The 23,254-nt window shown below is 40.1% G+C and carries 27 protein-coding genes and 1 pseudogene; 10 read left to right on the top strand and 18 right to left on the bottom strand.

What is annotated here, in order from left to right; genetic code table 11:
- Positions 1-114: 114 nt before the first annotated feature.
- The 8 genes and pseudogenes from G6Q00_RS05150 (at position 115) to G6Q00_RS05120 (ending at position 6,213) form a co-directional block, all read left to right on the top strand.
- Positions 115-456, top strand: coding sequence for a 4Fe-4S dicluster domain-containing protein (locus G6Q00_RS05150; protein ID WP_006564976.1), 342 nt, complete (start codon positions 115-117; stop codon positions 454-456).
- Positions 453-1,583: a 2-oxoglutarate synthase subunit alpha gene (locus G6Q00_RS05145; protein ID WP_163532291.1), complete on the top strand. Its 1,131-nt coding sequence runs from the start codon at positions 453-455 to the stop codon at positions 1,581-1,583. The genes G6Q00_RS05150 and G6Q00_RS05145 overlap by 4 nt, the downstream gene beginning before the upstream one ends.
- Positions 1,584-2,411: a 2-oxoglutarate ferredoxin oxidoreductase subunit beta gene (locus G6Q00_RS05140; RefSeq protein WP_163532290.1), complete on the top strand. Its 828-nt coding sequence runs from the start codon at positions 1,584-1,586 to the stop codon at positions 2,409-2,411.
- Positions 2,412-2,421: 10 nt separating this feature from the next.
- On the top strand, positions 2,422-2,988 hold the full coding sequence (locus G6Q00_RS05135) for a 2-oxoacid:acceptor oxidoreductase family protein (RefSeq protein WP_205426522.1): 567 nt from the start codon (positions 2,422-2,424) through the stop codon (positions 2,986-2,988).
- A gap of 3 nt (positions 2,989-2,991) precedes the next feature.
- Positions 2,992-4,221: pseudogene (lysA, locus tag G6Q00_RS08775) on the top strand (diaminopimelate decarboxylase); the annotation flags it as partial.
- Positions 4,222-4,224: 3 nt separating this feature from the next.
- On the top strand, positions 4,225-4,920 hold the full coding sequence (locus G6Q00_RS08770; RefSeq protein WP_430750789.1) for a chorismate mutase: 696 nt from the start codon (positions 4,225-4,227) through the stop codon (positions 4,918-4,920).
- Positions 4,910-5,782, top strand: coding sequence for a DUF2156 domain-containing protein (locus G6Q00_RS05125; protein ID WP_205426521.1), 873 nt, complete (start codon positions 4,910-4,912; stop codon positions 5,780-5,782). The genes G6Q00_RS08770 and G6Q00_RS05125 overlap by 11 nt, the downstream gene beginning before the upstream one ends.
- A gap of 59 nt (positions 5,783-5,841) precedes the next feature.
- Positions 5,842-6,213 (top strand): hypothetical protein, encoded by a 372-nt coding sequence (locus tag G6Q00_RS05120; RefSeq protein WP_163532288.1) that lies wholly within the window; start codon positions 5,842-5,844, stop codon positions 6,211-6,213.
- 9 nt (positions 6,214-6,222) lie between these two features.
- Here G6Q00_RS05120 and G6Q00_RS05115 read toward each other — a convergent pair whose 3' ends face one another.
- The 6 genes from G6Q00_RS05115 to G6Q00_RS05090 all read right to left on the bottom strand — a co-directional run bounded on the left by G6Q00_RS05115 (position 6,223) and on the right by G6Q00_RS05090 (position 12,162).
- Positions 6,223-6,558, bottom strand: a complete 336-nt coding sequence (locus tag G6Q00_RS05115; RefSeq protein WP_034375074.1) for an SEL1-like repeat protein — start codon at positions 6,556-6,558, stop codon at positions 6,223-6,225.
- An 18-nt stretch (positions 6,559-6,576) separates the two neighbouring features.
- Positions 6,577-7,059 (bottom strand): SEL1-like repeat protein, encoded by a 483-nt coding sequence (locus G6Q00_RS05110; protein WP_163532287.1) that lies wholly within the window; start codon positions 7,057-7,059, stop codon positions 6,577-6,579.
- A gap of 210 nt (positions 7,060-7,269) precedes the next feature.
- Complete coding sequence (locus G6Q00_RS05105; RefSeq protein WP_163532286.1) at positions 7,270-8,184, bottom strand: alpha/beta fold hydrolase; 915 nt, start codon at positions 8,182-8,184, stop codon at positions 7,270-7,272.
- A gap of 9 nt (positions 8,185-8,193) precedes the next feature.
- The gene (locus G6Q00_RS05100) at positions 8,194-9,048 is read right to left on the bottom strand and encodes a menaquinone biosynthesis family protein (RefSeq protein ID WP_163532285.1); all 855 of its coding nucleotides are present in this window, start codon (positions 9,046-9,048) and stop codon (positions 8,194-8,196) included.
- Positions 9,049-9,171: 123 nt separating this feature from the next.
- The gene (locus tag G6Q00_RS05095) at positions 9,172-10,857 is read right to left on the bottom strand and encodes an outer membrane beta-barrel protein (RefSeq protein ID WP_163532284.1); all 1,686 of its coding nucleotides are present in this window, start codon (positions 10,855-10,857) and stop codon (positions 9,172-9,174) included.
- A 243-nt stretch (positions 10,858-11,100) separates the two neighbouring features.
- Positions 11,101-12,162 carry a DNA-methyltransferase gene (locus G6Q00_RS05090; RefSeq protein WP_163532283.1) on the bottom strand — a complete coding sequence of 354 codons (1,062 nt, stop codon included), beginning with the start codon at positions 12,160-12,162 and terminating at the stop codon, positions 11,101-11,103.
- Between the two features lie 200 nt (positions 12,163-12,362).
- On the opposite strand from G6Q00_RS05090, the gene G6Q00_RS05085 reads away from it, so the two are divergent.
- Both G6Q00_RS05085 and G6Q00_RS05080 read left to right on the top strand, forming a co-directional pair.
- Positions 12,363-12,569, top strand: a complete 207-nt coding sequence (locus tag G6Q00_RS05085) for a tautomerase family protein (RefSeq protein WP_163532282.1) — start codon at positions 12,363-12,365, stop codon at positions 12,567-12,569.
- A 93-nt stretch (positions 12,570-12,662) separates the two neighbouring features.
- On the top strand, positions 12,663-12,860 hold the full coding sequence (locus G6Q00_RS05080; protein ID WP_163532281.1) for a tautomerase family protein: 198 nt from the start codon (positions 12,663-12,665) through the stop codon (positions 12,858-12,860).
- 3 nt (positions 12,861-12,863) lie between these two features.
- Here G6Q00_RS05080 and rimP read toward each other — a convergent pair whose 3' ends face one another.
- The 12 genes from rimP to G6Q00_RS05020 are packed head-to-tail and all read right to left on the bottom strand — an operon-like array spanning position 12,864 to position 23,231.
- A complete protein-coding gene (gene rimP / locus G6Q00_RS05075) occupies positions 12,864-13,319 on the bottom strand; it encodes a ribosome maturation factor RimP (protein ID WP_205426520.1) in 456 nt (151 codons plus the stop codon).
- A complete protein-coding gene (rbfA, locus tag G6Q00_RS05070) occupies positions 13,319-13,657 on the bottom strand; it encodes a 30S ribosome-binding factor RbfA (RefSeq protein WP_163532280.1) in 339 nt (112 codons plus the stop codon). Before rbfA ends, rimP begins: the two co-directional genes overlap by 1 nt.
- Positions 13,657-16,266, bottom strand: a complete 2,610-nt coding sequence (gene infB / locus G6Q00_RS05065; RefSeq protein WP_163532279.1) for a translation initiation factor IF-2 — start codon at positions 16,264-16,266, stop codon at positions 13,657-13,659. Before infB ends, rbfA begins: the two co-directional genes overlap by 1 nt.
- Positions 16,259-16,522 (bottom strand): DUF448 domain-containing protein, encoded by a 264-nt coding sequence (locus tag G6Q00_RS05060; protein WP_163499287.1) that lies wholly within the window; start codon positions 16,520-16,522, stop codon positions 16,259-16,261. The genes infB and G6Q00_RS05060 overlap by 8 nt, the downstream gene beginning before the upstream one ends.
- Positions 16,512-17,402 carry a homoserine kinase gene (gene thrB, locus G6Q00_RS05055; RefSeq protein WP_163499286.1) on the bottom strand — a complete coding sequence of 297 codons (891 nt, stop codon included), beginning with the start codon at positions 17,400-17,402 and terminating at the stop codon, positions 16,512-16,514. The genes G6Q00_RS05060 and thrB overlap by 11 nt, the downstream gene beginning before the upstream one ends.
- 40 nt (positions 17,403-17,442) lie before the next feature.
- On the bottom strand, positions 17,443-17,925 hold the full coding sequence (locus G6Q00_RS05050) for a hypothetical protein (protein WP_240330999.1): 483 nt from the start codon (positions 17,923-17,925) through the stop codon (positions 17,443-17,445).
- Complete coding sequence (lpxC, locus tag G6Q00_RS05045) at positions 17,922-18,824, bottom strand: UDP-3-O-acyl-N-acetylglucosamine deacetylase (protein ID WP_163532278.1); 903 nt, start codon at positions 18,822-18,824, stop codon at positions 17,922-17,924. The genes G6Q00_RS05050 and lpxC overlap by 4 nt, the downstream gene beginning before the upstream one ends.
- Positions 18,821-19,429 (bottom strand): septum site-determining protein MinC, encoded by a 609-nt coding sequence (locus G6Q00_RS05040; protein WP_240329556.1) that lies wholly within the window; start codon positions 19,427-19,429, stop codon positions 18,821-18,823. Before G6Q00_RS05040 ends, lpxC begins: the two co-directional genes overlap by 4 nt.
- Before the next feature lie 15 nt (positions 19,430-19,444).
- Positions 19,445-20,773 (bottom strand): M23 family metallopeptidase, encoded by a 1,329-nt coding sequence (locus G6Q00_RS05035; protein ID WP_240329555.1) that lies wholly within the window; start codon positions 20,771-20,773, stop codon positions 19,445-19,447.
- A gap of 10 nt (positions 20,774-20,783) precedes the next feature.
- The gene (locus tag G6Q00_RS05030) at positions 20,784-21,845 is read right to left on the bottom strand and encodes an outer membrane beta-barrel protein (protein WP_240329554.1); all 1,062 of its coding nucleotides are present in this window, start codon (positions 21,843-21,845) and stop codon (positions 20,784-20,786) included.
- An 11-nt stretch (positions 21,846-21,856) separates the two neighbouring features.
- Entirely contained in the window at positions 21,857-22,534 is a 678-nt protein-coding gene (locus G6Q00_RS05025; protein WP_240330998.1) for an outer membrane beta-barrel protein, read from the bottom strand.
- A complete protein-coding gene (locus tag G6Q00_RS05020; RefSeq protein WP_430750788.1) occupies positions 22,524-23,231 on the bottom strand; it encodes a hypothetical protein in 708 nt (235 codons plus the stop codon). The genes G6Q00_RS05025 and G6Q00_RS05020 overlap by 11 nt, the downstream gene beginning before the upstream one ends.
- Positions 23,232-23,254: the final 23 nt, after the last annotated feature.

Genomic DNA, 23,254 nt, shown 5'->3' with positions numbered 1-23,254 from the left:
AGTTGCGTATTAAAAATGATAAAAGAGCGCCTTATATTAGTTATGATTTAGAAATTTAATGCTAGTATCACGCCGTTTTACTCTGGTTAAAATCAGGTTTTAAGGAGTTTAAAGATGTCTAAAATGAAAGCGCCTGAGGGCGTACCTGTTTGGGTAAATGAGCAGCGCTGTAAAGGTTGTGATCTATGCGTATCGGTGTGTCCGGCGGGGGTTTTAGGAATGGGGGTTAAGCCTACACATGTTTTAGGCAAAGTGGCTAAGGTGGCCTATCCGGAAAGTTGTATTGGTTGTTATAAATGCGAGCTGGGTTGTCCGGATTTTGCCATTTATGTGGCTGAAAAGGGAGATTTTAAGTTTGCTAAGGTGTCTAAAGAGGCAGAATTAAGAGGGGAAAAAGTACGGGCTAATCATTACATGCTTTTAGCAGAGGCTTTAGCAGAAGGGAGAGGAAAATGAGAGAGGTGATCTCAGATGGTAATGATTTAGTCGCACAGGGAGCTATTGATGCGGGTTGTCGTTTCTTTGGGGGTTATCCCATCACGCCTAGCTCAGATATTATGCATGCCATGAGTACGCTTTTACCTGCGCATGCGGGGCATTTTATCCAAATGGAAGATGAGATCGGGGGAATTTCTGTAGCTTTAGGGGCTAGCATGAGTGGGGTTAAATCCATGACGGCAAGTTCGGGCCCGGGGATTTCTCTTAAAGTAGAACAAATGGGCTATGCTTTCATGACAGAAACGCCTCTTGTAATTGTAGATGTGATGCGATCAGGCCCTTCTACTGGCATGCCAACAAGGGTAGCCCAAGGTGATGTAGACTTTTTAAAACACCCCATTCACGGGGATTTTAAAGCGGTGGCTTTAGCCCCGGGTAATTTAGAGGAAACCTATACAGAGACAATCCGTGCCTTTAATCTCTCTGAAATGCTCATGACACCTGTCTTTTTACTGCTAGATGAAACAGTGGGGCATATGTATGGCCGTGTGCGTTTGCCGGATTTAGAGGAAGTGCAAAAAAGTATAGTGGATCGGCGGGTTTTTAAAGGCGATCCTAAAGAGTACCAACCTTATGGCGTACCTCAAGACGAGCCGGCTATTTTAAACCCTTTCTTTCAAGGCTATCGCTACCACATTACAGGGCTTCACCATGGACCTATTGGCTTTCCTACTGAAGATGCTAAGATAGGCGGGGATCTTATGGATCGTTTATTTCATAAAATTGATTCTAAACTAGATAGCATAAGCCATAATGAGGAAATAGACATAGAGGGGGCTGAGATTTTAATCATTGGTTATGGTTCTACTAGCCTAGCTATTAAAGACGCGCTTAGAGAACTTCAAGCAGAAAACTACCCCAAAAAAGTAGGCCTTTTTAGACCCCTAACTCTATGGCCTAGCCCTAAAAAACGCTTAGAAGAACTAGGTAAAAAGTTTGATAAAATCTTAGTGGTGGAGCTTAATAAGGGGCAGTATTTACATGAGATTGAGCATAGCATGGGTAAGAGAGTGCATAGTTTACTCCAAGCCAACGGGCGCCCCATCTCCCCACGACAAATCATTTCTAAAATCAAGGAGTTTTAGATGGCATTTAATTATGATGAGTATTTACGGGTAGATAAAACGCCTACTCTATGGTGTTGGGGCTGTGGCGATGGGGTGATTTTAAAATGCATTATCCGCGCTATGGATAGTTTAGGCTGGAATATGGATGATGTGTGTTTAGTAAGTGGCATTGGTTGTAGCGGGCGCATGAGTTCTTATGTCAACTGTAACACCGTGCACACCACACATGGGCGCGCTTTGGCCTATGCTACCGGTATTAAAATGGCTAATCCAAGCAAGCATGTTGTGGTGGTTTCTGGTGATGGGGATAGCTTTGCTATTGGGGGTAACCACACAATCCATGCCTGCAGGCGCAATATTGATCTAAGCTTAGTGCTAGTTAATAACTTTATCTATGGCCTGACTAATTCACAAACCTCCCCCACAACGCCAAATGGCATGTGGACAGTAACGGCTCAAGGGGGCAATATTGATAACCACTTTGATCCATGCCAAATTACAATGGCAGCAGGGGCAACTTTTGTGGCTAGAGAGAGTGTTTTAGACCCTAAAAAATTAGAGCGGGTTTTAAGTGAGGGCTTTAAGCATAAAGGCTTTAGTTTTATTGATGTGCACAGTAATTGCCATATTAATTTAGGCCGTAAAAATAAAATGGGCGAGGCAGCACAAACCCTTAATTGGATACAATCTCGTTTGGTAAGCCAGCGCAAGTATGAGGAATTAACGCCAGAAGAAAGGGAGGATAAATACCCTGTGGGTGTTTTAAAACATGATACTAGCAAAATGGAGTACTGCCAAGCTTACCAAGGCGTGATTGATAAAGCCCTTTCTAAAAAGAAAGTTTAAAGGAGCAAACATGGAAACACAATTGCGTTTTACCGGTGTGGGCGGTCAAGGGGTGCTTTTAGCAGGAGAGATTTTAGCAGAGGCTAAAATTGAAGCCGGAGGCTTTGGCACTAAAACTTCTACTTACACCAGCCAAGTACGCGGAGGGCCTACTAAGGTAGACATCATTTTAGATAACAAAGAGATCATTTACCCCTATGCTAGAGAGGGTGAAATTGATTTTATGCTCTCTGTAGCACAAAGCAGTTATCAGATCTTTAAGGGCGATGTAAAAGAGGGGGGGATTGTGGTAGTTGATCCACACTTAGTTAGCCCCACCCCAGAAGATGAGGCTAAATTTAAGCTTTATAAAATCCCCATTATCACCATTGCTAAAGAAGAGGTGGGCAATATTATTACCCAATCTGTGGTGGCTTTGGCTATCACTGTGGTTTTAACCCAGTGTGTTGATCGTGAAGATGTGATTAAAACCATGGTTTCTAAGGTACCGGCTAAGGTAGTGGATCTGAACAAAAAAGCCTTTGAAATCGGGGAAGCCCACGCCCATAAAGTTTTAGAAGACAGAAAAATTTCTTAATCCATGTTAGATTTGGCAAGCCTTTTAAAGGCAGCCTCTGAGCACAAAACCCCTTTTTATCTTTACGATTTACAGGGGTTAACACAGGCATTTTTAGACTTTAAGCAAGCTTTCAAGGGGCATAAGTCTTTAATCTGCTATGCCCTTAAGGCTAATTCTAATCTGAAAATTTTACAAACCCTAGCAAAAGAGGGGGCGGGAGCAGATTGTGTGTCTCTTTATGAAGTACAAAGAGCGCTTTTAGCCGGTATTCCAGCTTATAAGATTATCTTTAGTGGGGCGGGTAAATTAGAGGAGGAGATTAAAGAAGCCCTGCGGCTTAAAATCTTGTTTTTAAATGTGGAGTCTTTTGCAGAACTCAAACGAATCGAACAAATTGCCTCTGAGCAAAAAACCCCCGCCCGTATATCCGTGCGGCTTAATCCAAATATTGATGCTAGCACCCACCCCTACATCTCTACCGGCCTTTTTGAAAATAAATTTGGGGTGGAGCAAAAGGAGGCGGTGCAGATGTTTATGTTTGCCAAACAATCCCCCTTTTTAGAGCCCATAGGTTTACATTGCCATATTGGATCACAATTAAATAATTTAGAACCTCTTAAAGAGGCGTGTATAACGCTAGCAGATTTGGCGCGTTTTTTAATGGCTAGTGGGATTGATTTAAAGTTTTTAGATGTAGGCGGAGGGCTTGGGGTGGATTATAGCCAAGAGCAAGATCAAATAACCATCGCCCTTGATGATTATAGCAAGGCAATTAAACAGGCTTTTAAAGGGCTGGATTGTACGATTATTTGTGAGCCGGGTCGGCGTATTGTAGCCCCTAATGGGGTTTTAATCACGCGTGTGCAGTATATCAAACACAGAGCGCATAAATGCTTTGTAATTGTAGATGCAGGCATGAATGATTTTTTACGCCCCGCGCTTTATCAGGCAAGCCACCCGATTAAGGTACTTAAAGAGCAACCCTCCACACAAAAAACCTATGATATTGTAGGGCCTGTGTGTGAGAGTGCGGATTGTTTTGCTAAGGCTATTGCTTTACCAGAAATAAAACAGGGGGATTTAATCGCCTTTTATCAAGCAGGGGCATATGGATCAAGCATGGCTAGCCGTTATAATAGCCGCCCACAGATTTTAGAGTTAGGAATCACAAAGGAGGGTATTAGTGTTTTAAGAGAGCGGGAGGATTTTTTAGATTTAATCTTACATGAATTAGGCGCTTTAGAGGGAGGAGAAATTACTAAGCAGCGCGCCTATATTGATAGTTTAGATCGTAAAATCAGCGCGCTTTTGCATGCCCGCTTTGCCTGTACCCGCCAAATTGCCAAACAAAAGCATAAACAAGGCATGAGTATTTATAACCCCGTGCGCGAGAATGCCATTTTTGACAAGGTTGGTAAGGATTTAGAAAATATTTATACCGAAATTTTAGGGGTTTCAAGAAGCCTTATTAGCGTAGAAAAAATAGGCTTAAGCGGGCTTGTAGACGATGCACGGGGGGTTTTTGGTAGGCGCGCGCAAGTTTTAAAGTTAAATCCAGAGGAGCTTTTTAAAGCTATAGAGGCGCGTAGGGTGGATTTTGGTTTTTATGCGCTAGAAAAAGAGAATTTAGCAAAACTTGTTACAGAATTAGTACACCAACGCCTTAAAATTGTGCATAGCTTTATTTTAAACCAGCGCTGGTATTTTGTGCTTGGAAGAGTGGATTTTTCTAACCCCTCTATAGACCCTACTTTGTGTGCGCTGTGGTTTGCTAGCATGCAAAAAGAGCAAATCCAGCCCTTTTTAGAGACTTTAGAGGTTTTTAAATTTCTAGCCATAAAAGAGGGGGTTTTGGTGGAGATAAGCGCTTTGGCTTTGCAAAATTTACCTACACCTATGCCTATTTTACTGGGTAATTATTCTAGTACACGGAGAGAACTTGCACTTTAAACCCATTTGCTTAGAGGATAAAAGCGTAGTAGATGCCTTTTTAAAGCAAGATGATTTTTTGATTGCCGATGTGAATTTTACCAATCTTTATTTGTGGCGCTTGGCTCGAGAAATTAGCCTTTGTATAGTGCATGGTTGCTTGCTAATTCGCACGCAATATCCCCAAGAAAAACCCTTTTATTTTTACCCCATTGGAGCGGGTGATAAAAGGGCGGTGCTTGAGGAATTACTCTCAGAGGAGGCGCTAGAGATACGGGCTTTAGAAGAAAAACACAAGCAAGAATTAGAAAGCTTTTTCCCGGGCGTCTTTGATTTTCAAGCACAGCGCGATCGCTTTGATTATATCTACAGCGTACCGGAGCTTATCAGCCTGCAGGGTAAGAAATTTCATAAAAAGAAAAACCACCTCAACGCCTTTTTAAAAAGCTACCCACATTTTACCTACAAGCCCCTTTTGGCTAGCAATATATCCCAAGTTAGAAAGGCTTTACAAAGCTGGCATGCTCTAGATAATCCTAATGATATGGGGTTAGAACATGAATATCAAGGGATTTTAGAGGTTTTAGCCGTTTATGAGCAGTTACATTTGCAGGGGGGGGTGATTTTTTTAGAGGAGCGCGTGGCGAGCTTTAGTTTTGGGGAGAAAATCCAAGAAAAAGTAGCGGTGATTCACATTGAAAAGGCAGACCCAGAAATACGCGGGGCTTATCAAATGATTAACCAACAACTACTCAAAAATGCCTTTGCAGATTGTGAGTTGGTAAACCGCGAGGAGGATTTAGGCATTGAAGGCCTGAGGCAGGCAAAAATGGGCTATCATCCCTTATTTTTATTAGAAAAATACCACGCCTTAAAACACTGATTGCCCGTTGGTTGTTTTTAAAAGAGTAGGATAGGGCTAACTCAAATAAGGAGTCAAACATGGATTTACTAGTTTATCATCTAAAACAAGAGGATTTTAAAAAATTCCAAGACGCAGTTGCCCCTTTTGGGGTTGAAATCTCTGTTCTTCCGAAAGCAAAGAATGTGCCACGGGCATCTATATTGCAACGGCTTTCTAAAGAGCCTGTTAAAGTGCGTTTACCTCTTACAGGAGGGGCATTATCTACCCATCTAGGCGAGACACACCCTTACAAACAAGCCCATTCTTGTAATTCCTACCATAACCCACTCAACACCCACAGGCAAAGCCATAACCGCCAAATCAAAGGCGATGATTCTTCTCGTGTAACTAATAAGCCTTGGCGCCATTACAATACAGGGTCTGATTCTGGTTTTGATATGGACATTTAACGCGGAAGTTTAGAGCCATTTTTCTAAAATCTGCATAGCCTCTGTGTGTTTTTTGCTATCGCCCTCATAGGTCTGGTAGCGCTTAATTGCCTCTGTATAGAGATTCTTAGCCTTCTCTAAATCTAAGGGTACGCCTAGTCCTGTTTCATACATTTCCCCTAAAGCGTAAAATTCATAGCCAAAGTCATTTTCATTAAGAGCAATGCAACGGAAGTAAGCAAAGGCTTGCAAATAAGCTTGCACCATATGAGGCGCACCTTGTTGATCGCCGTTGTACTGGTTAAATAAATCTAGCAAAGCATCATCGCTTAGTTGAACGGGTAAATTAGGTAAATTCTCTAACATGGCCATCCTTATTTTAGTTTAAAGAGAAAGTTTTCTCCCTGTTTTAGAGAGGGTTTTTTTAAGATAGAGGTGCAAATAAGCTTTAGTAACCTCTAACTTAGCCTCTTTGAGTTTATTTTGATAATGCAACACTTTTTGCACATCTCTAGCCACCCCATTTCCCATTTCATAAGCCCCAATTAATTTATTAAGCGCATGGATATAAATCCACTGGGTTTTAAAAGCCACCTGAATAACCCCTTGATAACAGGATAAGGCCTTTTGCTCATCTTGAGCCACCCCCTGCCCTCTTTCATACATCTGCGCTAAGCGGTAAAAAACCTGCCCGTTACGCCAATCCCCTAAGATAATCTGTTTATACAAGGAAAAAGCCTTAAGGTAGTCTTGCACATTATGCGGGGAAAAGACATGCCCTTTTGTATGCCGTTTTCCACACCCATTATAGGCATTAAACATCTCTAAAAGAGCCGCATCACTTAAATTTAAATCACCTAGACCCATGCATATCCTTTTGACATACTCCCCATAGCTTAAACTAGCGGATTGAGAGGATCATCAAGGTCTGGTAGCTAAACCGGTCTAGCGCCTCTACTCCAAGATGAGCCCTTACTCTGGCAATTGTAGCATAAAACCTTTAGCAGTCGTCTTAATCGTTTTGCTAAGCTCACGGGCTTTAGCGAGTGATAATAACCGCTCATTCTAAGTCCAATCTTAAAGCCCCTTGCATTTAAGCCAAGCTAGAATAGATGCTAACACTTCTTTTCTATCCGGTTCATCTAAAACTTTATGGCGATCGCGATCAAAGAGGCGCAAACTAACATCTGTAAAACCCTGCTTTTTTAAACATTCTCTAGCCTTAATCACCCCCACCCCAAAATTCCCACATAAATCATCTAGCCCACTGACTAAAAGAATGGGTAAATCTTTAGGCCCATAAGCATGGGTATAAAACACTTTATAAGCACCCTCTACTAGGCAAGCAAAACTATTAGTGCTAAAATAAAAGTGGCATGCTGGATCGCTGCGCATAATTCTTAGGGTTTGGACATTACGGCTAATCCAAGAGCCCCCCATAGCCCGCACGCGGGGGTGTAAATGAAATAGCGTATTAATATTCCATGTAAAAGAAACTCGTAAAGCCCTTAAAATTTTAAGCGCCCATGCACATAGACCTAATCCTAAAAAGGGCGCGGGAGTACCGGCTAGTACAAGGGCATGGATAGGGTGGTAGTTATGTTGCATGAAGCGTCTGGCTAGTAATGAGCCCATGCTATGGCCTAATAAAACATGTTTATAACCCTTACAGATATGTTGAATATGGCTAGCTAATTTTGCCATGTCTTTTGCTGCCTGCTCAAAGCCATCAACTCCCATCTCTCCCCAATAAATTTCACTCCCATGTTCAAGTACACTTAAACCATGCCCTCTATGATCGTAGATAAACACACTATAGCCATGCTGGCATAATTCAGTGGCTAGCCAAATATAATGCCTTTTGTGTTCAACCATGCCTGTAGCAATTTGAATCACCACGCCTTTAGGTTTTTTAGGTTTGTAATAATCAAAATACAATTCTAAATAAGAGGGGTTGGTACTACTAATGCGTTGATTCTTGAATATTTGCATGCTTTTCCTTCAAGACAAACGCAAATGTTTATAATCTGTAGGGATACAGTGATCAACACAGCTAATTAATTCGGGATATAACCCGTGTTTAAAGCCTATTTCAAAAAGTTTATCAATGCCTGCTTGTTGTTTAGGGCTTAGTGAACAAGCGCTTTCATTGGCATACATTTTTAAGTAGGTGTTTAATTGATCCTGTTCTACCCGCAATAAATGCCGCTCTAAAAGCATTTGTGAGAGTAAATCTTGGTGATTAAGGGCAATTTTTACTGCCTTGCTTAAAGCCTCTTGCATCAAAATTGCCTGTAAAAGCGGGATAGACCGGCGCAAGATCATGCAACCAAGCGGTAAAGGCAAGGTAGAATCACTTAGTACGCACCAGATCTCCCAAATTTCTTTTTCTACTACTAGATCTGCATGCAAATCTAAAATACTCTCATGGATTAAAACCCCCGCATCTACTTCTGAGTTAAGTACTGCCCTTTCAATATCTAAAAAGTTTTTATACACGATACGCGCTTGTGGGTAATAAAGCCTAAAGAGCATGGCATTAGTGGTATAGCGCCCGCTCAAAGCCACTTTAAAATTCTTTTTTAGGGGTTTGTTTTTAAGGCGCACTAGCTTAGGCCCATAGCCCTCTCCAAAGCTAGTAGCACACTCTAAAAGGGCGTATTGATCTTTAATCAGCGGATAGAGGGCAAAACTCACCGCACTAATAGCATGCGTGCCTTTAAGTGCCTCTGTATTGAGGGTTTGAATGTCTAGGGCGTGGTGAGTGAAGGGTTTAGGGAAGTCAACCCAGCCAAATGCTAGGGCATAAAACATAAAAACATCATCTGCATCTGGGCTATGGGCAATGCTAAGCATTAAAAACTCCTGCTTTTCAAACATTCTAGCTTATTTTATTAAAAGATCGCCCACTTAAAGAAGCTAAATTAAAAGCCACGCTGCTAGCCTTAAGCTTAAGGCTAGGTAGAAACAAATTAAAACCTAAAAGAGATAGGCATATGAAATATAGATATTTGCGCTTTTAGCGCTTTTGTTTAAAGTCACTGTTGTGTTATTAGCTTGCATGGATAAATTGCGGGTGATAAGAGGATTTTTGACCCCGATTTTAAAAATACTATGCTGTCTTTGGAAACGTACCCCCCAATTAAAGAGGACATTATACCCTCGCGTACGGGCTAAGGGGGTCTCTTTCATGTCTAAATAATAATAATTACCCGCCACTGCAAATCCGGCAAATAAACCGGCAAACCACTTTTGTTGTCCCTTAGCAACAAGCATGTCATAAATTAAATCTGCTCCAATTCCCCATGAAACCCCCTGCAATGCTTTAAAATTATCTAGGTGTTTTAAAAGCGGGCTGTTTAGATAGTTATATGTCGTGTTGATATAGGCATCAAAACCAAAATGGCGGCTAAAGAAATACTGGTATCCAACGCCTATGCTAGCATTCCAATTAACATTGCCAAAAGGGCGTGAAAGACTATTAATGGTATTACTTAAAGGCGCAAGACTGATTAAAGCCTGCATAGGTGTGAGGTTATGCTGTTGGTTTGCTTTAGTTTGATCGGTGTTAATCTTGCTCTCTTGGTTGGTATAAGTCAAATTTAAAGTGGGGATTTTGATGGCAGGGACGTTTAGGCGGTAGTTAGGGGAGGTAGTGGCAATCCCGATAGAATCGTTATAGATCTTAAGCAATTCGAGCTCTTGGCTTGCGTTATTACTTGCCAAAAACTGACTACCAACTTTACTAAACCACTCATAAATCTCTGCAAGTTGTGCAACAGAAATACCACTAGGCGTTTTACCGTTAAACATCTCACTGCGTAAAGTAGTAAAGCATGAGCTAATACCAGAACTGCTATTTAAATTGCATGTTTTAACCTCATTATCTGCGGCTTCTTTAGCCTGCTCAAATTGGCTTTGTGAAATGACAGAAGATCTTGTTAAAGGATTTTTAAGAAATGCTGGAATGTCGTTGTTAAGAATGTTATAAGAAGTGGTAATTAGCGTTTTAATATCTTGCTTGAGTTGTGAAGTTTGAGGTGTCTCTCCGGCGTTACATTTAGAGACACCAATACAAGAGCTTATTTCGTTTTGTAATGTACCTATAGCACCCTGAGCCGTTTTATATGTACTTTTCTCTGTAGAAAGTTTGTTATTGTATTGATCAATTTGTGATCCTAAAGAGCTACCCACACTTTTTAGACTTTCTAAAACTTGCTGGTAGGCTGACAAAATGGATTGATTAGAGGATTTTTCCTGCGAATCTTGTGAAGAGGCGATTAACCTTTGTAGTAGGCTAATTTCATTAGCAATTTGAGCTTCTAGGCTTTGGATCTCTGCTAAAGTGGCTGATGCATCAATCTTGCTAATTTCTGAAACATTTTTTGTTGTGCCAACTTGGGCGGCTGTACCATTTAAACTTGTGAGTTTGGTAATTAACTCTTGTAAATGCGTTTTGATACTATTTTGTAAACTTGTGCTATGAATCATAGCCATAACTGGGGGCTGTTGGGTCTGAGAAGTAAGGGCCATGTTTTGCGCCCCCGCACTTCCCTCAAGATAAACCCCATCTCTAATATCGCCCCCGCGCGCACCAAGAGAAGCCAAAGATGCACATAGCACCAAACTACATTGAAAGCCTAGTTTTTGATTATTTTTTCGCATGAAACTCCTTTAAAGTAAGATCAGTATCATGCTTAATGTTATCTTAATGTTATCTTAATGTTATCTTAATGTTATCTTAATGTTATCTTAATGTTATCTTAATGTTATCTTAATGTTATCTTAATGTTATCTTAAAATCCACACGATTATAAAAAAACTCTAAAAAGCCTGAGTGTAGATTATCAAAAGTAAAATTAAAGGGTTGTGTAGGAATGAGGGGCTAACATACTCTTATAACTAAAGCTAGGGCTTTATGGCGTTATAACAATAGCGCAACTGGTTTAAAGGGATAAATTGCATGCCATGTTTAACATAAAAATAATCCCAGCCATTATGATTAATTTTATTTAAAATCTTAGCACTCATTTTATGAATAGACAACACCTGCCCACTAGCATCACAAACTTTTCCATCTGCTAAAACTTGGCATTTTTCTTGATAATCTGGAGAGTATAATTTGTCTCCAACTTTTAAATACCCTGTATCTATTAAAACTTTCATAGGCACTTTAGGGGGTTTTTCCTCTAAATAAGTCATGGTATCTTGGCTAATAACTATCTTTTCTATTCTTTTTTGTGCGGCTTTAATATAGATTTCATTTTTTTCAATGCCTAAAAAGAAGCGCCCTAATTTTTTAGCCATAGCCCCTGTAGTTCCCGTGCCAAAAAAGGGATCTAAAATGAGATCATGGGGTTTTGTTGCCATTAAAATTAGTTTTTCTAAGAGTTTTTCAGGTTTTTGGGTGGGGTGTAACTTATTGCCCTCTTGATTTTTTAGCCGTTCACTTCCTGTACACAAAGGGATAGCCCACACTGATTTTTCTTGTTTGTTTTGGTTTAAAGACTTTAAAGTTTTATAATTAAAAGTAAAAGAGGCTTTTTTATCTTTAGCACACCATAAAATTATTTCATGGGCATTACAAAGTCTGCTTCCTGTAAAATTAGGCACAGGGTTAGTTTTATACCAAATGATGTCATTAATGATCCAAAAACCTAAATTTTGCATTAAATAGCCTAAGCGATAGATATTTTGAAACGATCCAATCACACAAATACTCCCCCTATTTTTTAAGAGCCGTTGGCATTGAGCAAGCCAGAGACAAGAAAAGTTATCATAATGGGCAAAGTCTTTAAATTGATCCCAAGTCTCTTGCACTCCTTCAAATCTAGCCCCACCTACACGCAAAAGCGCGCCATGTGTTTGCATAAAATAAGGAGGGTCTGCAAAAATAAAATCTATACTTTGGCTTGGTAAATCTTTTAAAATATCTAAACAATTGCCTTGTAAAATGGTGTTAATTTGCAAAAACTCTCCTTTAAAATATTAGGCTGAACTGTACCTAAACTTTGATTAAGAAAAATATCTAAGCAAGAGTACCCCTACTTTGGCGGTTATAGCTAGTTGTAAAAGTAATGCACAATATAAAAGCCTGTTTTAACTAGATTTAGTTAATGTAGAAGTTTTTACGCTAGTATAAATCTCTACACATCATTTAAGGAGCTAACATGCCTCTTATTAATATTAAAGTTGCACGGGAAGCCACCCCTCTTAATGCTAAGGAAAAAAAGGCTTTGATTGAAGGGGCTACAGACTTACTAGTTAATGTACTAGGAAAACAAAGGGCAAGAACTGTAGTGATCATTGAAGAAATTGATCCAGATAGTTATGGTTTTGGGGGCGAAAGCATTACAGAAGTTAGGAAAAAATCTTAAGATTTCTTAGCTGTGTTAGTGTAAAAATTTTTGGCTTTTTTAGTGGGTTTTTTATGCTAGTATAAATTTCTATATCATTTTTAAGGAGCGAGCATGCCTCTTGTGAGTATTAAAATTACACGCGAGTCTACCCCTTTAAGTGTTGCCAATAAAAAGGCTTTGATTAAGGGGGCTACAGATTTACTAGTTGATGTACTAGGAAAACCAAGGGCAAGAACTATAGTGATTATTGAGGAGGTTGATCAAGATGACTGGGGCATTGGAGGCCAAAGCGTTACAGAGCTCAAGTAAATTTTAGGGTTTTGTTGCTTTCAATTCAAAGATTGTTTTGGCTTTCTTGATATTTTCAAAGGGCAAGTTTTCTAGCCTTTCTGCACACTGGAGTAAAATACTAGAGCCATTTACAGCCTGTATCACACCTTTTAAGCGGGTATTTTCTGTGGTTTTGCACTCTATTAAATCCCCAATAGAGAGTTCAAAATGCTTTAGCTTACTTAAACTGCGCTCTAATCCCATAGAACTTACCTCTAGTGTGTAGGCATTTTTAAAGGGGGCGTGCACATCTAAAAGAGGGGAGATAAGTAAACTTGCCTCCTCACAGATGTCCAAACTGGTAGGGCCACTGAGTGCTTTAATGCTAATGCGCAAAATATCTCTTTGATTCTCCTTTAAAAAAGCCACATCATAGAGCGCACAACCTATACCCCTTAGCGTTGTCTCTAAGAGATTTTCTAATTCTGTGTTATCCATTATAAACCTATGCGGGCAAAAAGATTATCTAGTCTTTGTGCTTGTTCTAACTGGGTGTCAAATTCAAAGGTCAGTTGTGGGCATTTAAACCACCCGCTTACCTGCAAAACATGGGCGCGGAGTATCGGCGTGGCCTTTTTAAGCGCTTTAAGAAGTAGCCCCCTTTGCTTTGTTTCTATAAACGAACCATCTACATAGATCACAGCGTGGTATTTGCCCCTAGAGCAGTGTACCGCTGTAAGGGTGAGATTACTTAATTCTGGATTATTCAAAGTACCTAAGGCCTCTTGTAGGTATTCAAGCAACCTTGCATCTAATCTTTTTGCATGTACACTCATTACAGTACCCTTGTTTTCTTAATTTCTCTAAAGCTTTCAAAAACATCGCCCACTTGCACATCGTTAAAATGCTCTAGCATAATCCCACACTCATAACCCTTACCCACTTCCTGCGCATCGTCTTTAAAGCGCTTAAGCGAGATAATTTTACCCACATGTACCACCACCCCATCACGAATCAAGCGTACTTTAATGCCCTTATTAATCACCCCATCAACTACCATGCACCCAGCCACAGTACCTACTTTAGGGATTACAAAGGTTTCGCGTACCTGTGCTTGACCGGTATCTTCTTCTTCAATCACCGGGCTCATGAGTCCGCTTACAAGCGCCTTCATATCATCTAGCAAGCTATAAATCACGCTATAGGTTTTAATCTCTACGCGTAACTCTTTGGCTTTGGTGCGGACATTGCCCGTTGGGCGGATATTAAAACCTAGCACAAGGGCATGTTCGTTATTGGCTATTAAACTTAAATCATTTTCGCTAATCCCCCCCACACCCGCGCTTAAAATCTGGATACCCACCTCCTCATTATTAAGGGCTAGTAGACTCTGTTTGATCGCCTCTAAACTGCCCTGTGTATCGGCTTTAAGCACCACTGGGATATTTTGTAACTCTTTATTAGCCACCATCATGGCTAATTCATCTAGGTGTACTTTTGTGCTCTTACTAAGGGCCTTTTGGCGTAGATAAGTTGCTTTTTTGTTGGCTAAAGATCTAGCCGTATTCTCGCTATCTACTGCCATTAAGATCGAACCAGCTGCGGGTACTTCACTAAGCCCGGTGATAAGCGCCATTTCAGAGGGTAAAAGGGTTTTTAGATTTTTGCCTAGATCATCTGTCATGGTGCGCACCTTGCCAAAGGCTACATCAGCCACCACCGCATCGCCTATCTTAAGCGTTCCATTTTGCACAATCACCGTAGCCACCGCCCCGCGCCCTTTCTCTACACTCCCCTCTAACACTACAGCTCGCGCACTAGCATTAGGTGCGGCTTTAAGCTCCATGATCTCTGCTTGGATTAAAATAGTTTCTAAAAGCGTATCTATCCCCTCTCCGGTTTTAGCTGAAATAGGGATAAATTCATACTCCCCGCCCCAATCTCTTGGATTAAAACCTAACTCTGCACAAGCGGCCTTAAGCTTGTCTACATTGGCATTTTCTTTATCTATTTTATTCATCGCTACGATAATCTGCACGCCTGCCTCTTTAGCCTGTTTAAAGGCCTCTATTGTCTGGGGCTTAACTCCATCATCTGCGGCAATGACAATAATAGCGATGTCAGTAACCTGTGCCCCTCGTTTGCGCATCGCGCTAAAAGCCTCGTGTCCGGGGGTATCAATAAAGGCAATTTTTTTATCCCCCTTATTAACCATGTAAGCCCCGATATGCTGGGTGATCCCCCCAGCTTCGCTTCCGGCTACTCTTTGGTTACGGATTTTATCTAGTAAAGAAGTTTTACCGTGATCAACATGCCCCATAATCGTTACTACAGGCGCGCGCTCCTCTAATTCTAATTCCTCCTTATCCTGCTCCTCCTCTGTAAAAACCTGCGTACTCTCTATAGCCACCTCTAACCCAAACTCTTCGGCTAAAATTTCAATAGCATCGCGATCTAAAAAGTCATTTTTAGTAACCATCATGCCTAAATTAAATAAAGTTTTAATCACATCAGCAAGGTTAAGATTAGCACTTTCAGCAAATTCATACACCCGTACTTCCTCAGACACAACGATGCTATTTTGCACGCTTTTAGGGGTGTTTTCAGGGCGATAGACCCGTCTTTTTTTAGCCGAACGGCGAATTCCCCCCTCACTCATCCAAGGATTTTTACGCTGGATTTTAACCCGATCGCTTAAAGGTTTAGGAGCGCTCTCCTCAATTTCCTCCTCATCTTTAACATGCAAATCAAAGAGTACCACCTCATCTTGCTCTTCTTCATAGAGATCGTGAAAGCTTCGATCCTGTGCAAAATCAAGTTTTTGTGCGCCGCGTTTGCTCCCCGGTTTAGCCACATTTTTAGGGGGTTTTGTAGATTTTTTAGGTTTGCGCTCCTCTTTGGGCTTTGTAGCTGTAGCTTTTAAAGCTTCCTGGGCGAGAGCTGCTTCCTCTTGATCGGTACGCTTAACAATGCGGATACCACGGGTACGCCCTAAAAGGGGGTTGGTTGTGGGAGTAGAGGGGGGAGGTGTTTTTTTAATGGCTATGTCTACTTGGATTGGGCTAGTTTTAGTTGGAGTACTCTTAGTAGCTGGAGGGGATTTTTTTTCCTTTTCTTCTAGGCTAACAATTTCAATACTACGCTTTTTAACAGGGGTAGCAGGATCAGGTTTAGTTGAAGAGACTTTAGAGGGCTGCTCTTTTTCTTTAATCTTAGCTTTAGCTTTTGGCTTTTTATCAGCGCTTTCTTCTTTCTTTGTAGGGGCTTTGGATACACGAGGGGCGTTTTTATTGACAATAAAATCATAAAGTTTAAGCGCCTCCTCTTCATTTAGCTTAGAATTAGCCTTAAGATTTAACCCCATCTCTTTAGCCTCTTCAATCACCGCTTTTGTATCTGTTCTACCCAATTCTAAGGCAAATTCTTTTAAGGTAATTTCACTCATATGTCCTGATCTCCTCTAGCCATGCTTGCACATATTTTTTATCCCTAGGGATATTTTTGGCTCTTAATACTTGTTTGAGTATATTTTTATCATTTAAGCATGCATGGCATACATAAAAACTACGGCCTCTCCCTGCAAAGGGCACAATGCGCCCCTCTTGCACGCTAAAGCGCAGAAGTTTATCCTGCGCAAAAGAGCCCCGACAGCACACACACATGCGTACCGCATTTTTAGAAAAAAAACCATCACTCCTCAACCTGTACTCCTTGATTATCAAAATCTAAAACCACAACCCTAAAATTACCATACTTCCTTTGTAGCTTTGTTTGTAACTTGGCCGCATCTTCTGTATAGCACATGTTAAAAAAAGACGATCCACTCCCTGAAAGAGTACTCATGAGCGCTCCATTTTCTAAGGCTAACTTTTGTACCCCATAAAGCACAGGGTAGAGTTTCATGCGTTTATCTTGATGCAATCTATCCTTAGAGGCTAAACGCAAGAGTTCCCATTTTTCTTGCATGAAAATCATTCCCATTAGGCTAGATCGAGATAGATTATAGACTACATCAATGTTACTATAGCGTTTTGGCAAAGCTTGACGGGCAAATTTAGTAGAAATAGAATGAGCAGGGATCACAACAACGGCTTTAAGATAATTAGGAACAGCTGTGCGTAGGTGGTGGGCTTTTAATTTGTTAGAGATTTTTTCCACAACAGCCACATTAAAACCCCCAAATACAGCTGGAGTTACATTATCTGGATGGGATTCATGCATAAGGCTAGCATCTAAAATTTCCTCCCTATGCAAACTCCCATGCAAATAATGACTAACAGCGCTCATAGCCCCTACAATAATAGCTGAACTGCTCCCAAGACCTCTGGAAATGGGAATGGAATTATAAAAAGAGAATTCAAAATTTTCTTGGATTCCTTGTTTTTTTAGGGCTTCTTTAAAAAGTTTCACAAAAATATTATCAACCAAAAATTTAGAAAATCCCTCGCCCTCGCCTTGGATTTTAATGCTTGTATAGATAGAGGGCAACACAGAAAAGCGGTTTCTCAAATCCAAACTCAAACCTAAACAATCAAAGCCCGGACCCAAGTTAGCACTCGTGGCAGGCACGCTAACAACCAATCCACAATCCTAAGTTTTCTGCCATTATACCTTAAGTTTTTTAAACAGGAGGTAAAAGATAGAGAGGTTGGTTATTGGTACAAAATGCAGAAAAATCAAGTACAGGGGGTAAGCACATGGGTATTTCTAATACAGACTCTAAAGCGCATAATTTGACTTGTTCTTGAGATAAGACATAATACATTTTCCCAAAGGCTTTAATAGGCGTATGTTGGTTAAATACAAAGCTCAAAGTTGAATAAAGGGGCACAGGGTTTAAAAGTACCCATGTGTGCATGAAGACATGGGTAAGCTTCATGGCCATAAAACTTCCCGGACCTTTGGCGTAGTATAAAGCTTGTATCTGATAACAGCGCTCTTTGATCCATTTAAGCAATATTTCAAAAATTTCACTCAAAGCAAAATTGGTTGGTTTAGACACGCTAAAAACATGGATTAAACGATAATCTGAGTTGTAAACACCCACATAAACAGGGCTTTGCAAGGATAAAACAAGGATAAAACACCCGCAAGTTTTTTTCAATGATAGGCTAGCACCATTTCTGCAACAGGTTCTACACTGGGCTTGGGTTCTAAATAGATCACTTCATAGGCCTTTTTAGCAAGCACCTCATGGACTAATCTTGCATTGAGTTTATGGCTACCCATACAAGATTGGTAAGCCCCTATCATAGGCATGCCTAAAAACACCAAATCCCCCATAGCATCTAAGATTTTATGGCGTACAAATTCCTCTTCATAGCGCAACCCTTCTTTATTAACAATGCCATGTTCATCTAGTACAATACAATTATTTAAATTACCCCCCTTAGCTAAACCTTTGGATCGCAAATAATTTACCTCTTGTAAAAAGCCAAAAGTCCTAGCCTTAGCAATTTCTTCTCTGTAGGCGTGTTTGGAGAAAGAAAAATAATAGTGCTGCTCATTAATAGCCGGGTGGGTAAAGCAAATTTTAAAATCAAAGGAAAGGGTGGGACTTGGGCTAATCTTAGCAAACTTAGGCCCCTCCTCTACTTTGATCTCTTGGGTGATGCGCATAAACGCCCTAGGTGTATCTAACTCCATAATGCCCGCTTCGTCTAATAGCATGCAATGAGCAAGGGCAGAACCGTCCATAATGGGGATTTCCTCATTATCAACAGAAATTTTTAAATTGTCTATCCCGTAGGCATTAATAGCTGAAAGCAAATGTTCTACGGTGGAAATTCTAACTTGGGGGTTTGAAACAGAGCCTAGCGTTGTGGCCATTGTGGTGTCTATCACATTGTTATGGTTTAAAGGAATGTCTATCCCCAAATCTGAGCGGCTAAAGACAATCCCACTGCCTGCTTGCATGGGTTCTAAAACCATTTTAACCGGTACACCTTTATGTAAACCAATTCCAACTAATTCTACACTTCTTGCAATTGTTCTTTCTTTCATGCAATATCCTTTATGCTAATAATATCGTCGACTCTAGTAATCAGTTTTAATTTGTTATTCTCATTAATGCGCGCTAGTTGGGCTGTGTCTAAAATTTGCCCTTGAAAAGCGATGTGTGAGGAATAAACATTTTTAAGAACCATGTAAATTCCCATGCAAATGATGATCCCCTCACACCGCCCATAAATGCTAATATTTTGTTCAGAGTGGATTTTAGCCCCATGGTTGACATTGCCTAAGAAAACTAGACTAGAATAACTATCAATTTCCTCGCCACTTCTAATATGTCTTTCATAAATCTGAACATGGTGATCTTCTTCTAAAGAGGGTTTTAAAGGTTTTGTTTCTTTTTGCTCTTTTAATTCCAAAGCCTCATACACCACCACCTGATCGCTAGCCTTGCCCTTAAGTTCTTTAGTGCTAAAACTATAGGCTAGCTGGTATTTTCCTAGCATTTCTTGTACATCAGGAGGGATAGGTTCTTTAAACAGAATCAAATAATCCTGTAAAAGTGGGGCATTTTTATGGATAAAACTCAAATATTGCTGGCTATTGGCAATATCTAATTCAAAACAACGGACTTGTTTTTGTCTGGTCCTTAACACGCACTCTCCTTTCAATCATTTCGCTTCGATCTTATATTGCGCCTCTTTAATCACATCATTTAAACTCCCTATAAAACTAGGATTCATCCACTCATTAGGATAAACAGATATTCCTTGTATCAACAAATCAAAATGTACATGATCAAATCTACCCGTTTTATTTTTACCACTTAAACCTAAAACGCTACTTGATTCTACAACATCTCCCTTTTTGGTTAATAATTCAGACAAACTTCCATATAAAGCATAAACCCCTAAACCATAAGAGATCAAAGCACTTTTACCATAACCTTCTATTTCTTCTTCTAAAATGACGCGTCCGGTATTGCTAGCTAGCACTTTAGAATGCCTGCCAAAGAGATCAATACCCATGTGCATGGATTGTCCTATTGGTTTGCCTTTGAATGTATAAGTTCTCTTAGCACCAAAAAGAGAAAGAACACGGAATTTATTCCCCAGTGGTTTAAAAGGCTCAAATACCATTGGTCTATAAACAGAGGTACTACTCAAATCGTCCTTAATTGTTTGTTTGATGCTAGAACGGGCATTGAGGCGATCAGAATTGAGATTAAAATTTTTTAAAGCACTTTGTTCATCTGGGTATTGTTTGCTTAAATCAGAGGTGTATTTAGGGTAGCGCATTTTAGTGTTTTTCATAAATCTTAAGGGTAGAGTTGTGGTGTTATAGGCTTTATCTCTTGCTAAAATTTGGGCGTTAAAACTGCGGTGGCGCATAGACCATGGCAAAATAACGATGTAATAACCGTCTTTAAGAAAAGAAAAGGCTTGAAAATCCTCATACCCATTATTAAGCCAGATTCGATCTAAATTATCTTCTATAACTTTAAACACCACTAAAGCACTCCCGCCATAAGTAATGCTGCTTGATTGGGCGATGGTTTGGATTTTAGGGGGCGTGGTGTCTAAAATGAGATCAAATTTTTTAGTGCTGGTGTTGCCACTAAAAAAGTTAGCATAACTCCAATCCCTCACACTGATTTCATAGTGCAATAAAGTTTGATCGCTAAGCTGGATAGTAGGTTTGGGCAATTCAAAGCTAAAAATTGTGGGCTCATCTAGGACAATTTGGTTTTTTTCATACACCACTAAGTGATCGCTAGTTGTGGTTTTAACATGGTAGGAGCGGATTTTAACGGGGGATTGTAGTGTAACTTGCATGCTATGTTTGAGATTCCAATGTGTGGGGTTATTGATAGTGTATTTAGTACCCACCACTTTCATAGAAAGGGCAATACCAATGGCATTTTTTTTAGTGATGCTATAATTATAACCCAAATACCCCGCTACTACTAGCAGTAAGGTAAGCATTAGACGCCACAACATTTAAATCTCCTCAAAAGACATATAACACATTCATCACCAGTAAAGTACTGCGCTTAAAGCCTGTATCTTGGCTAATAAGTGTTTGGCTATTTGTACTACTTTTATAAGTTGCAGGAGTTTGAAAGCCTAGCCGTAAATAGGTTAAAGGGATTTTAGTCCCCACCTCAAAGCGCAGGTTGCGATTATAAGTAAAGGCGATACCTAAATTAACCGTGTAATCTACTTCTAATAACATTTTCCATAGCGCATTAGAACTTGTATATCCATTGGCTAATATCCCTTTAAAAGCCTTACCACCTTGATCTCTTAACACCATTAACCCCACCCCAAACCCTGCATATAAACCTAGAAAATGCTTTTTTTGCCGCTCTAATGGCGCATCAAATAAAAGATCCATGTTTAATGATCCTAAAGCATAAAAGAAAGAGCCTAGATTTTTAGAGGGGGTGTTATTAAGTTTATTAAAGCTAGTAAAACCGGGAATAAAAAGCAAATCCCCATAAACACGCGATCCAAAATAGGGGTTAAAATACTGCTGGTAGCCTAATTCTAAATTAGCCATATTAGCCACACCGCTAAGATTGGGTAAAGTTGTGAAAATCTCTTGAGTTTGTGCAATCCCTAGAGTAGTGCTATTAGCTTGCTGGCTATTATAAGATTCATGGATAATCCCAACCCCATACCCTCCCCCTAAGAAAAAACCGCTCTTTTGTTTACTAATTTGATAATTCATGGCTTTCTTTTTTTGAGTACGCTGGCTCATTTTAGATCGTTTTTGCTGTAAAGAAGGTTTTGTTTGTACTGCTTGGTTTTTAATCTGTTCTTGTAAGATTTTAATCTGTTCATCTAGCCTTTGAGCCTCTTGTGATCTTTCTTTGGCTTCTTGGTTTGCCTTTTGTGTGGCTTCTTTTTGGATTTCTTGGGGCGTTTGTTTTAAAGGAGTGGGGTTAACATGGTTTGAATCTGTACTAGGGGTAGGTTTAAAGATCACATCTGAATTAGTGTCTTGTAAAACTGGCAAGGGATTAGCCTGCATTTTTAAAAGCACAAGTACGCTTAAAAAAAATCTCATTTTATAATCCCTTAGAGCAATAAGTTATAGCTAATGTAGTAGATATTCCCACTTGCAAAAGTGTAGGAGAATGCATGGCTATATTTAAGGGGAGGGATTTTAAGGGCTAGTTCGATGCGGTGTCTAGTATTTAGTGTTAAGGCAACCCCTAAATTGACAATAACCCCAAATCCATTAGGATTATTAGTCGCTTTTGGATAATCTTTATACCCATTCCAACCCACCCCAAGACCTCCAAAAACACCTAAAGCGTATTTTTTACCGGCATCTATGGGTTTATCCATCACTAAATCTACATTCATGCTAGCTATCTGATAAAAACTACTCTGTGAGGGTTGTAATACACTTCTAGCCACTCCCCCTAAATACTCGCCATAAAAGCGCAAACCCCCCACCTCGCTATGCCCCAAATACTTTTGATAACCCAATTTAAGACCATAAATAAGCGGGAAACTTTGATTAGTAATTCCATTAACCTTTAAACTCACCTCTGCTAGCACAAACCCTATAAACGCGCCACTTTTCTTTTTAGCCATTTTTTGATCCAGCATGGCTTGCTTAGCCTCATAAAGCTGGCCTCTTAGCATGTAAATTTCAAACTTCTTGTGGTTAAGATCAGATGCATGGGTATCTGCATTAAGATTAAAACACACACATAAGATAAGAAAAAGGGGGGGTTTAAAAGACATATTGATACCCCACATTGACAATCCCCCCCCACCAAGAAACATCTTTATTAGCCAGTAGTTTAAAATCTAATTCTACGCGGTTATGCCCAAAGACAGTAAAGGCAATCCCAGTACTAGCCATCATGCCAAAAAAAGAATTCGTACTCACCCCCTGAGTAACCACCCCCACCCCCACGCCAATTAAAAAACCCATAGACAAATACCGCCCCACTAAAGGCAACACCGGATCAATCATTAAATCTGCATTAATCATTGCGCTTTGATAACCCACCCGCCCGATACTAGCTTGTTTAGGAATGGCCCCGATGTATTGGATATAAATACGCCGCCCAACGATATTAGGGCGCATGGTTTTAGCAAATAAAGAGGGGCGATAGGTCTGATAACCAAAGCGCACCCCAATAGCCCACAGATAATTTAAACTATTACTAATAATACTCTTGCTACCCGTGCTTAGTCTAATTTGATTGTTGTAGAAAAACCCCGTGCTAAGCCCGATGATTAAACCCGTCTTTTTTTCTGCATCGTCTATATCCATGACAAGCCGTTTGATCTCTTGATCAGTGCTTGCTCCATAGAATTTAATGTATTTATAATATTTGGGGTCTAAATGCTCATAATCTATAATCTCTGCACCCTGCAACAAATACAAAAACAAAAAAGGGTACAAAACCCAATAAATCGCTTTCAAACCCAATACTCCAACGACCCTAAAGATAC

Origin of the sequence: Helicobacter suis (assembly GCF_902196125.1) — a bacterium.
Classification (GTDB): domain Bacteria; phylum Campylobacterota; class Campylobacteria; order Campylobacterales; family Helicobacteraceae; genus Helicobacter; species Helicobacter suis_B.
This window is presented reverse-complemented; position numbering and strand designations above follow the sequence as displayed.

Coding starts and splice junctions, on each gene's coding strand:
- G6Q00_RS05120 (WP_163532288.1), top strand. CDS start 5,842: ATGGATTTACTAGTTTATCATCTAAAACAAGAGGATTTTAAAAAATTC.
- G6Q00_RS05035 (WP_240329555.1), bottom strand. CDS start 20,773: ATGTTGTGGCGTCTAATGCTTACCTTACTGCTAGTAGTAGCGGGGTAT.
- G6Q00_RS05135 (WP_205426522.1), top strand. CDS start 2,422: ATGGAAACACAATTGCGTTTTACCGGTGTGGGCGGTCAAGGGGTGCTT.
- infB (WP_163532279.1), bottom strand. CDS start 16,266: ATGAGTGAAATTACCTTAAAAGAATTTGCCTTAGAATTGGGTAGAACA.
- lpxC (WP_163532278.1), bottom strand. CDS start 18,824: ATGAAAGAAAGAACAATTGCAAGAAGTGTAGAATTAGTTGGAATTGGT.
- G6Q00_RS05150 (WP_006564976.1), top strand. CDS start 115: ATGTCTAAAATGAAAGCGCCTGAGGGCGTACCTGTTTGGGTAAATGAG.
- rbfA (WP_163532280.1), bottom strand. CDS start 13,657: ATGAGTGTACATGCAAAAAGATTAGATGCAAGGTTGCTTGAATACCTA.
- G6Q00_RS05110 (WP_163532287.1), bottom strand. CDS start 7,059: ATGGGTCTAGGTGATTTAAATTTAAGTGATGCGGCTCTTTTAGAGATG.
- G6Q00_RS05100 (WP_163532285.1), bottom strand. CDS start 9,048: ATGCTTAGCATTGCCCATAGCCCAGATGCAGATGATGTTTTTATGTTT.
- rimP (WP_205426520.1), bottom strand. CDS start 13,319: ATGGATAACACAGAATTAGAAAATCTCTTAGAGACAACGCTAAGGGGT.
- G6Q00_RS05105 (WP_163532286.1), bottom strand. CDS start 8,184: ATGCAAATATTCAAGAATCAACGCATTAGTAGTACCAACCCCTCTTAT.
- G6Q00_RS05085 (WP_163532282.1), top strand. CDS start 12,363: ATGCCTCTTATTAATATTAAAGTTGCACGGGAAGCCACCCCTCTTAAT.
- G6Q00_RS05095 (WP_163532284.1), bottom strand. CDS start 10,857: ATGCGAAAAAATAATCAAAAACTAGGCTTTCAATGTAGTTTGGTGCTA.
- G6Q00_RS05025 (WP_240330998.1), bottom strand. CDS start 22,534: ATGTCTTTTAAACCCCCCCTTTTTCTTATCTTATGTGTGTGTTTTAAT.
- G6Q00_RS05140 (WP_163532290.1), top strand. CDS start 1,584: ATGGCATTTAATTATGATGAGTATTTACGGGTAGATAAAACGCCTACT.
- G6Q00_RS05145 (WP_163532291.1), top strand. CDS start 453: ATGAGAGAGGTGATCTCAGATGGTAATGATTTAGTCGCACAGGGAGCT.
- G6Q00_RS05080 (WP_163532281.1), top strand. CDS start 12,663: ATGCCTCTTGTGAGTATTAAAATTACACGCGAGTCTACCCCTTTAAGT.
- G6Q00_RS05115 (WP_034375074.1), bottom strand. CDS start 6,558: ATGTTAGAGAATTTACCTAATTTACCCGTTCAACTAAGCGATGATGCT.
- G6Q00_RS05030 (WP_240329554.1), bottom strand. CDS start 21,845: ATGAGATTTTTTTTAAGCGTACTTGTGCTTTTAAAAATGCAGGCTAAT.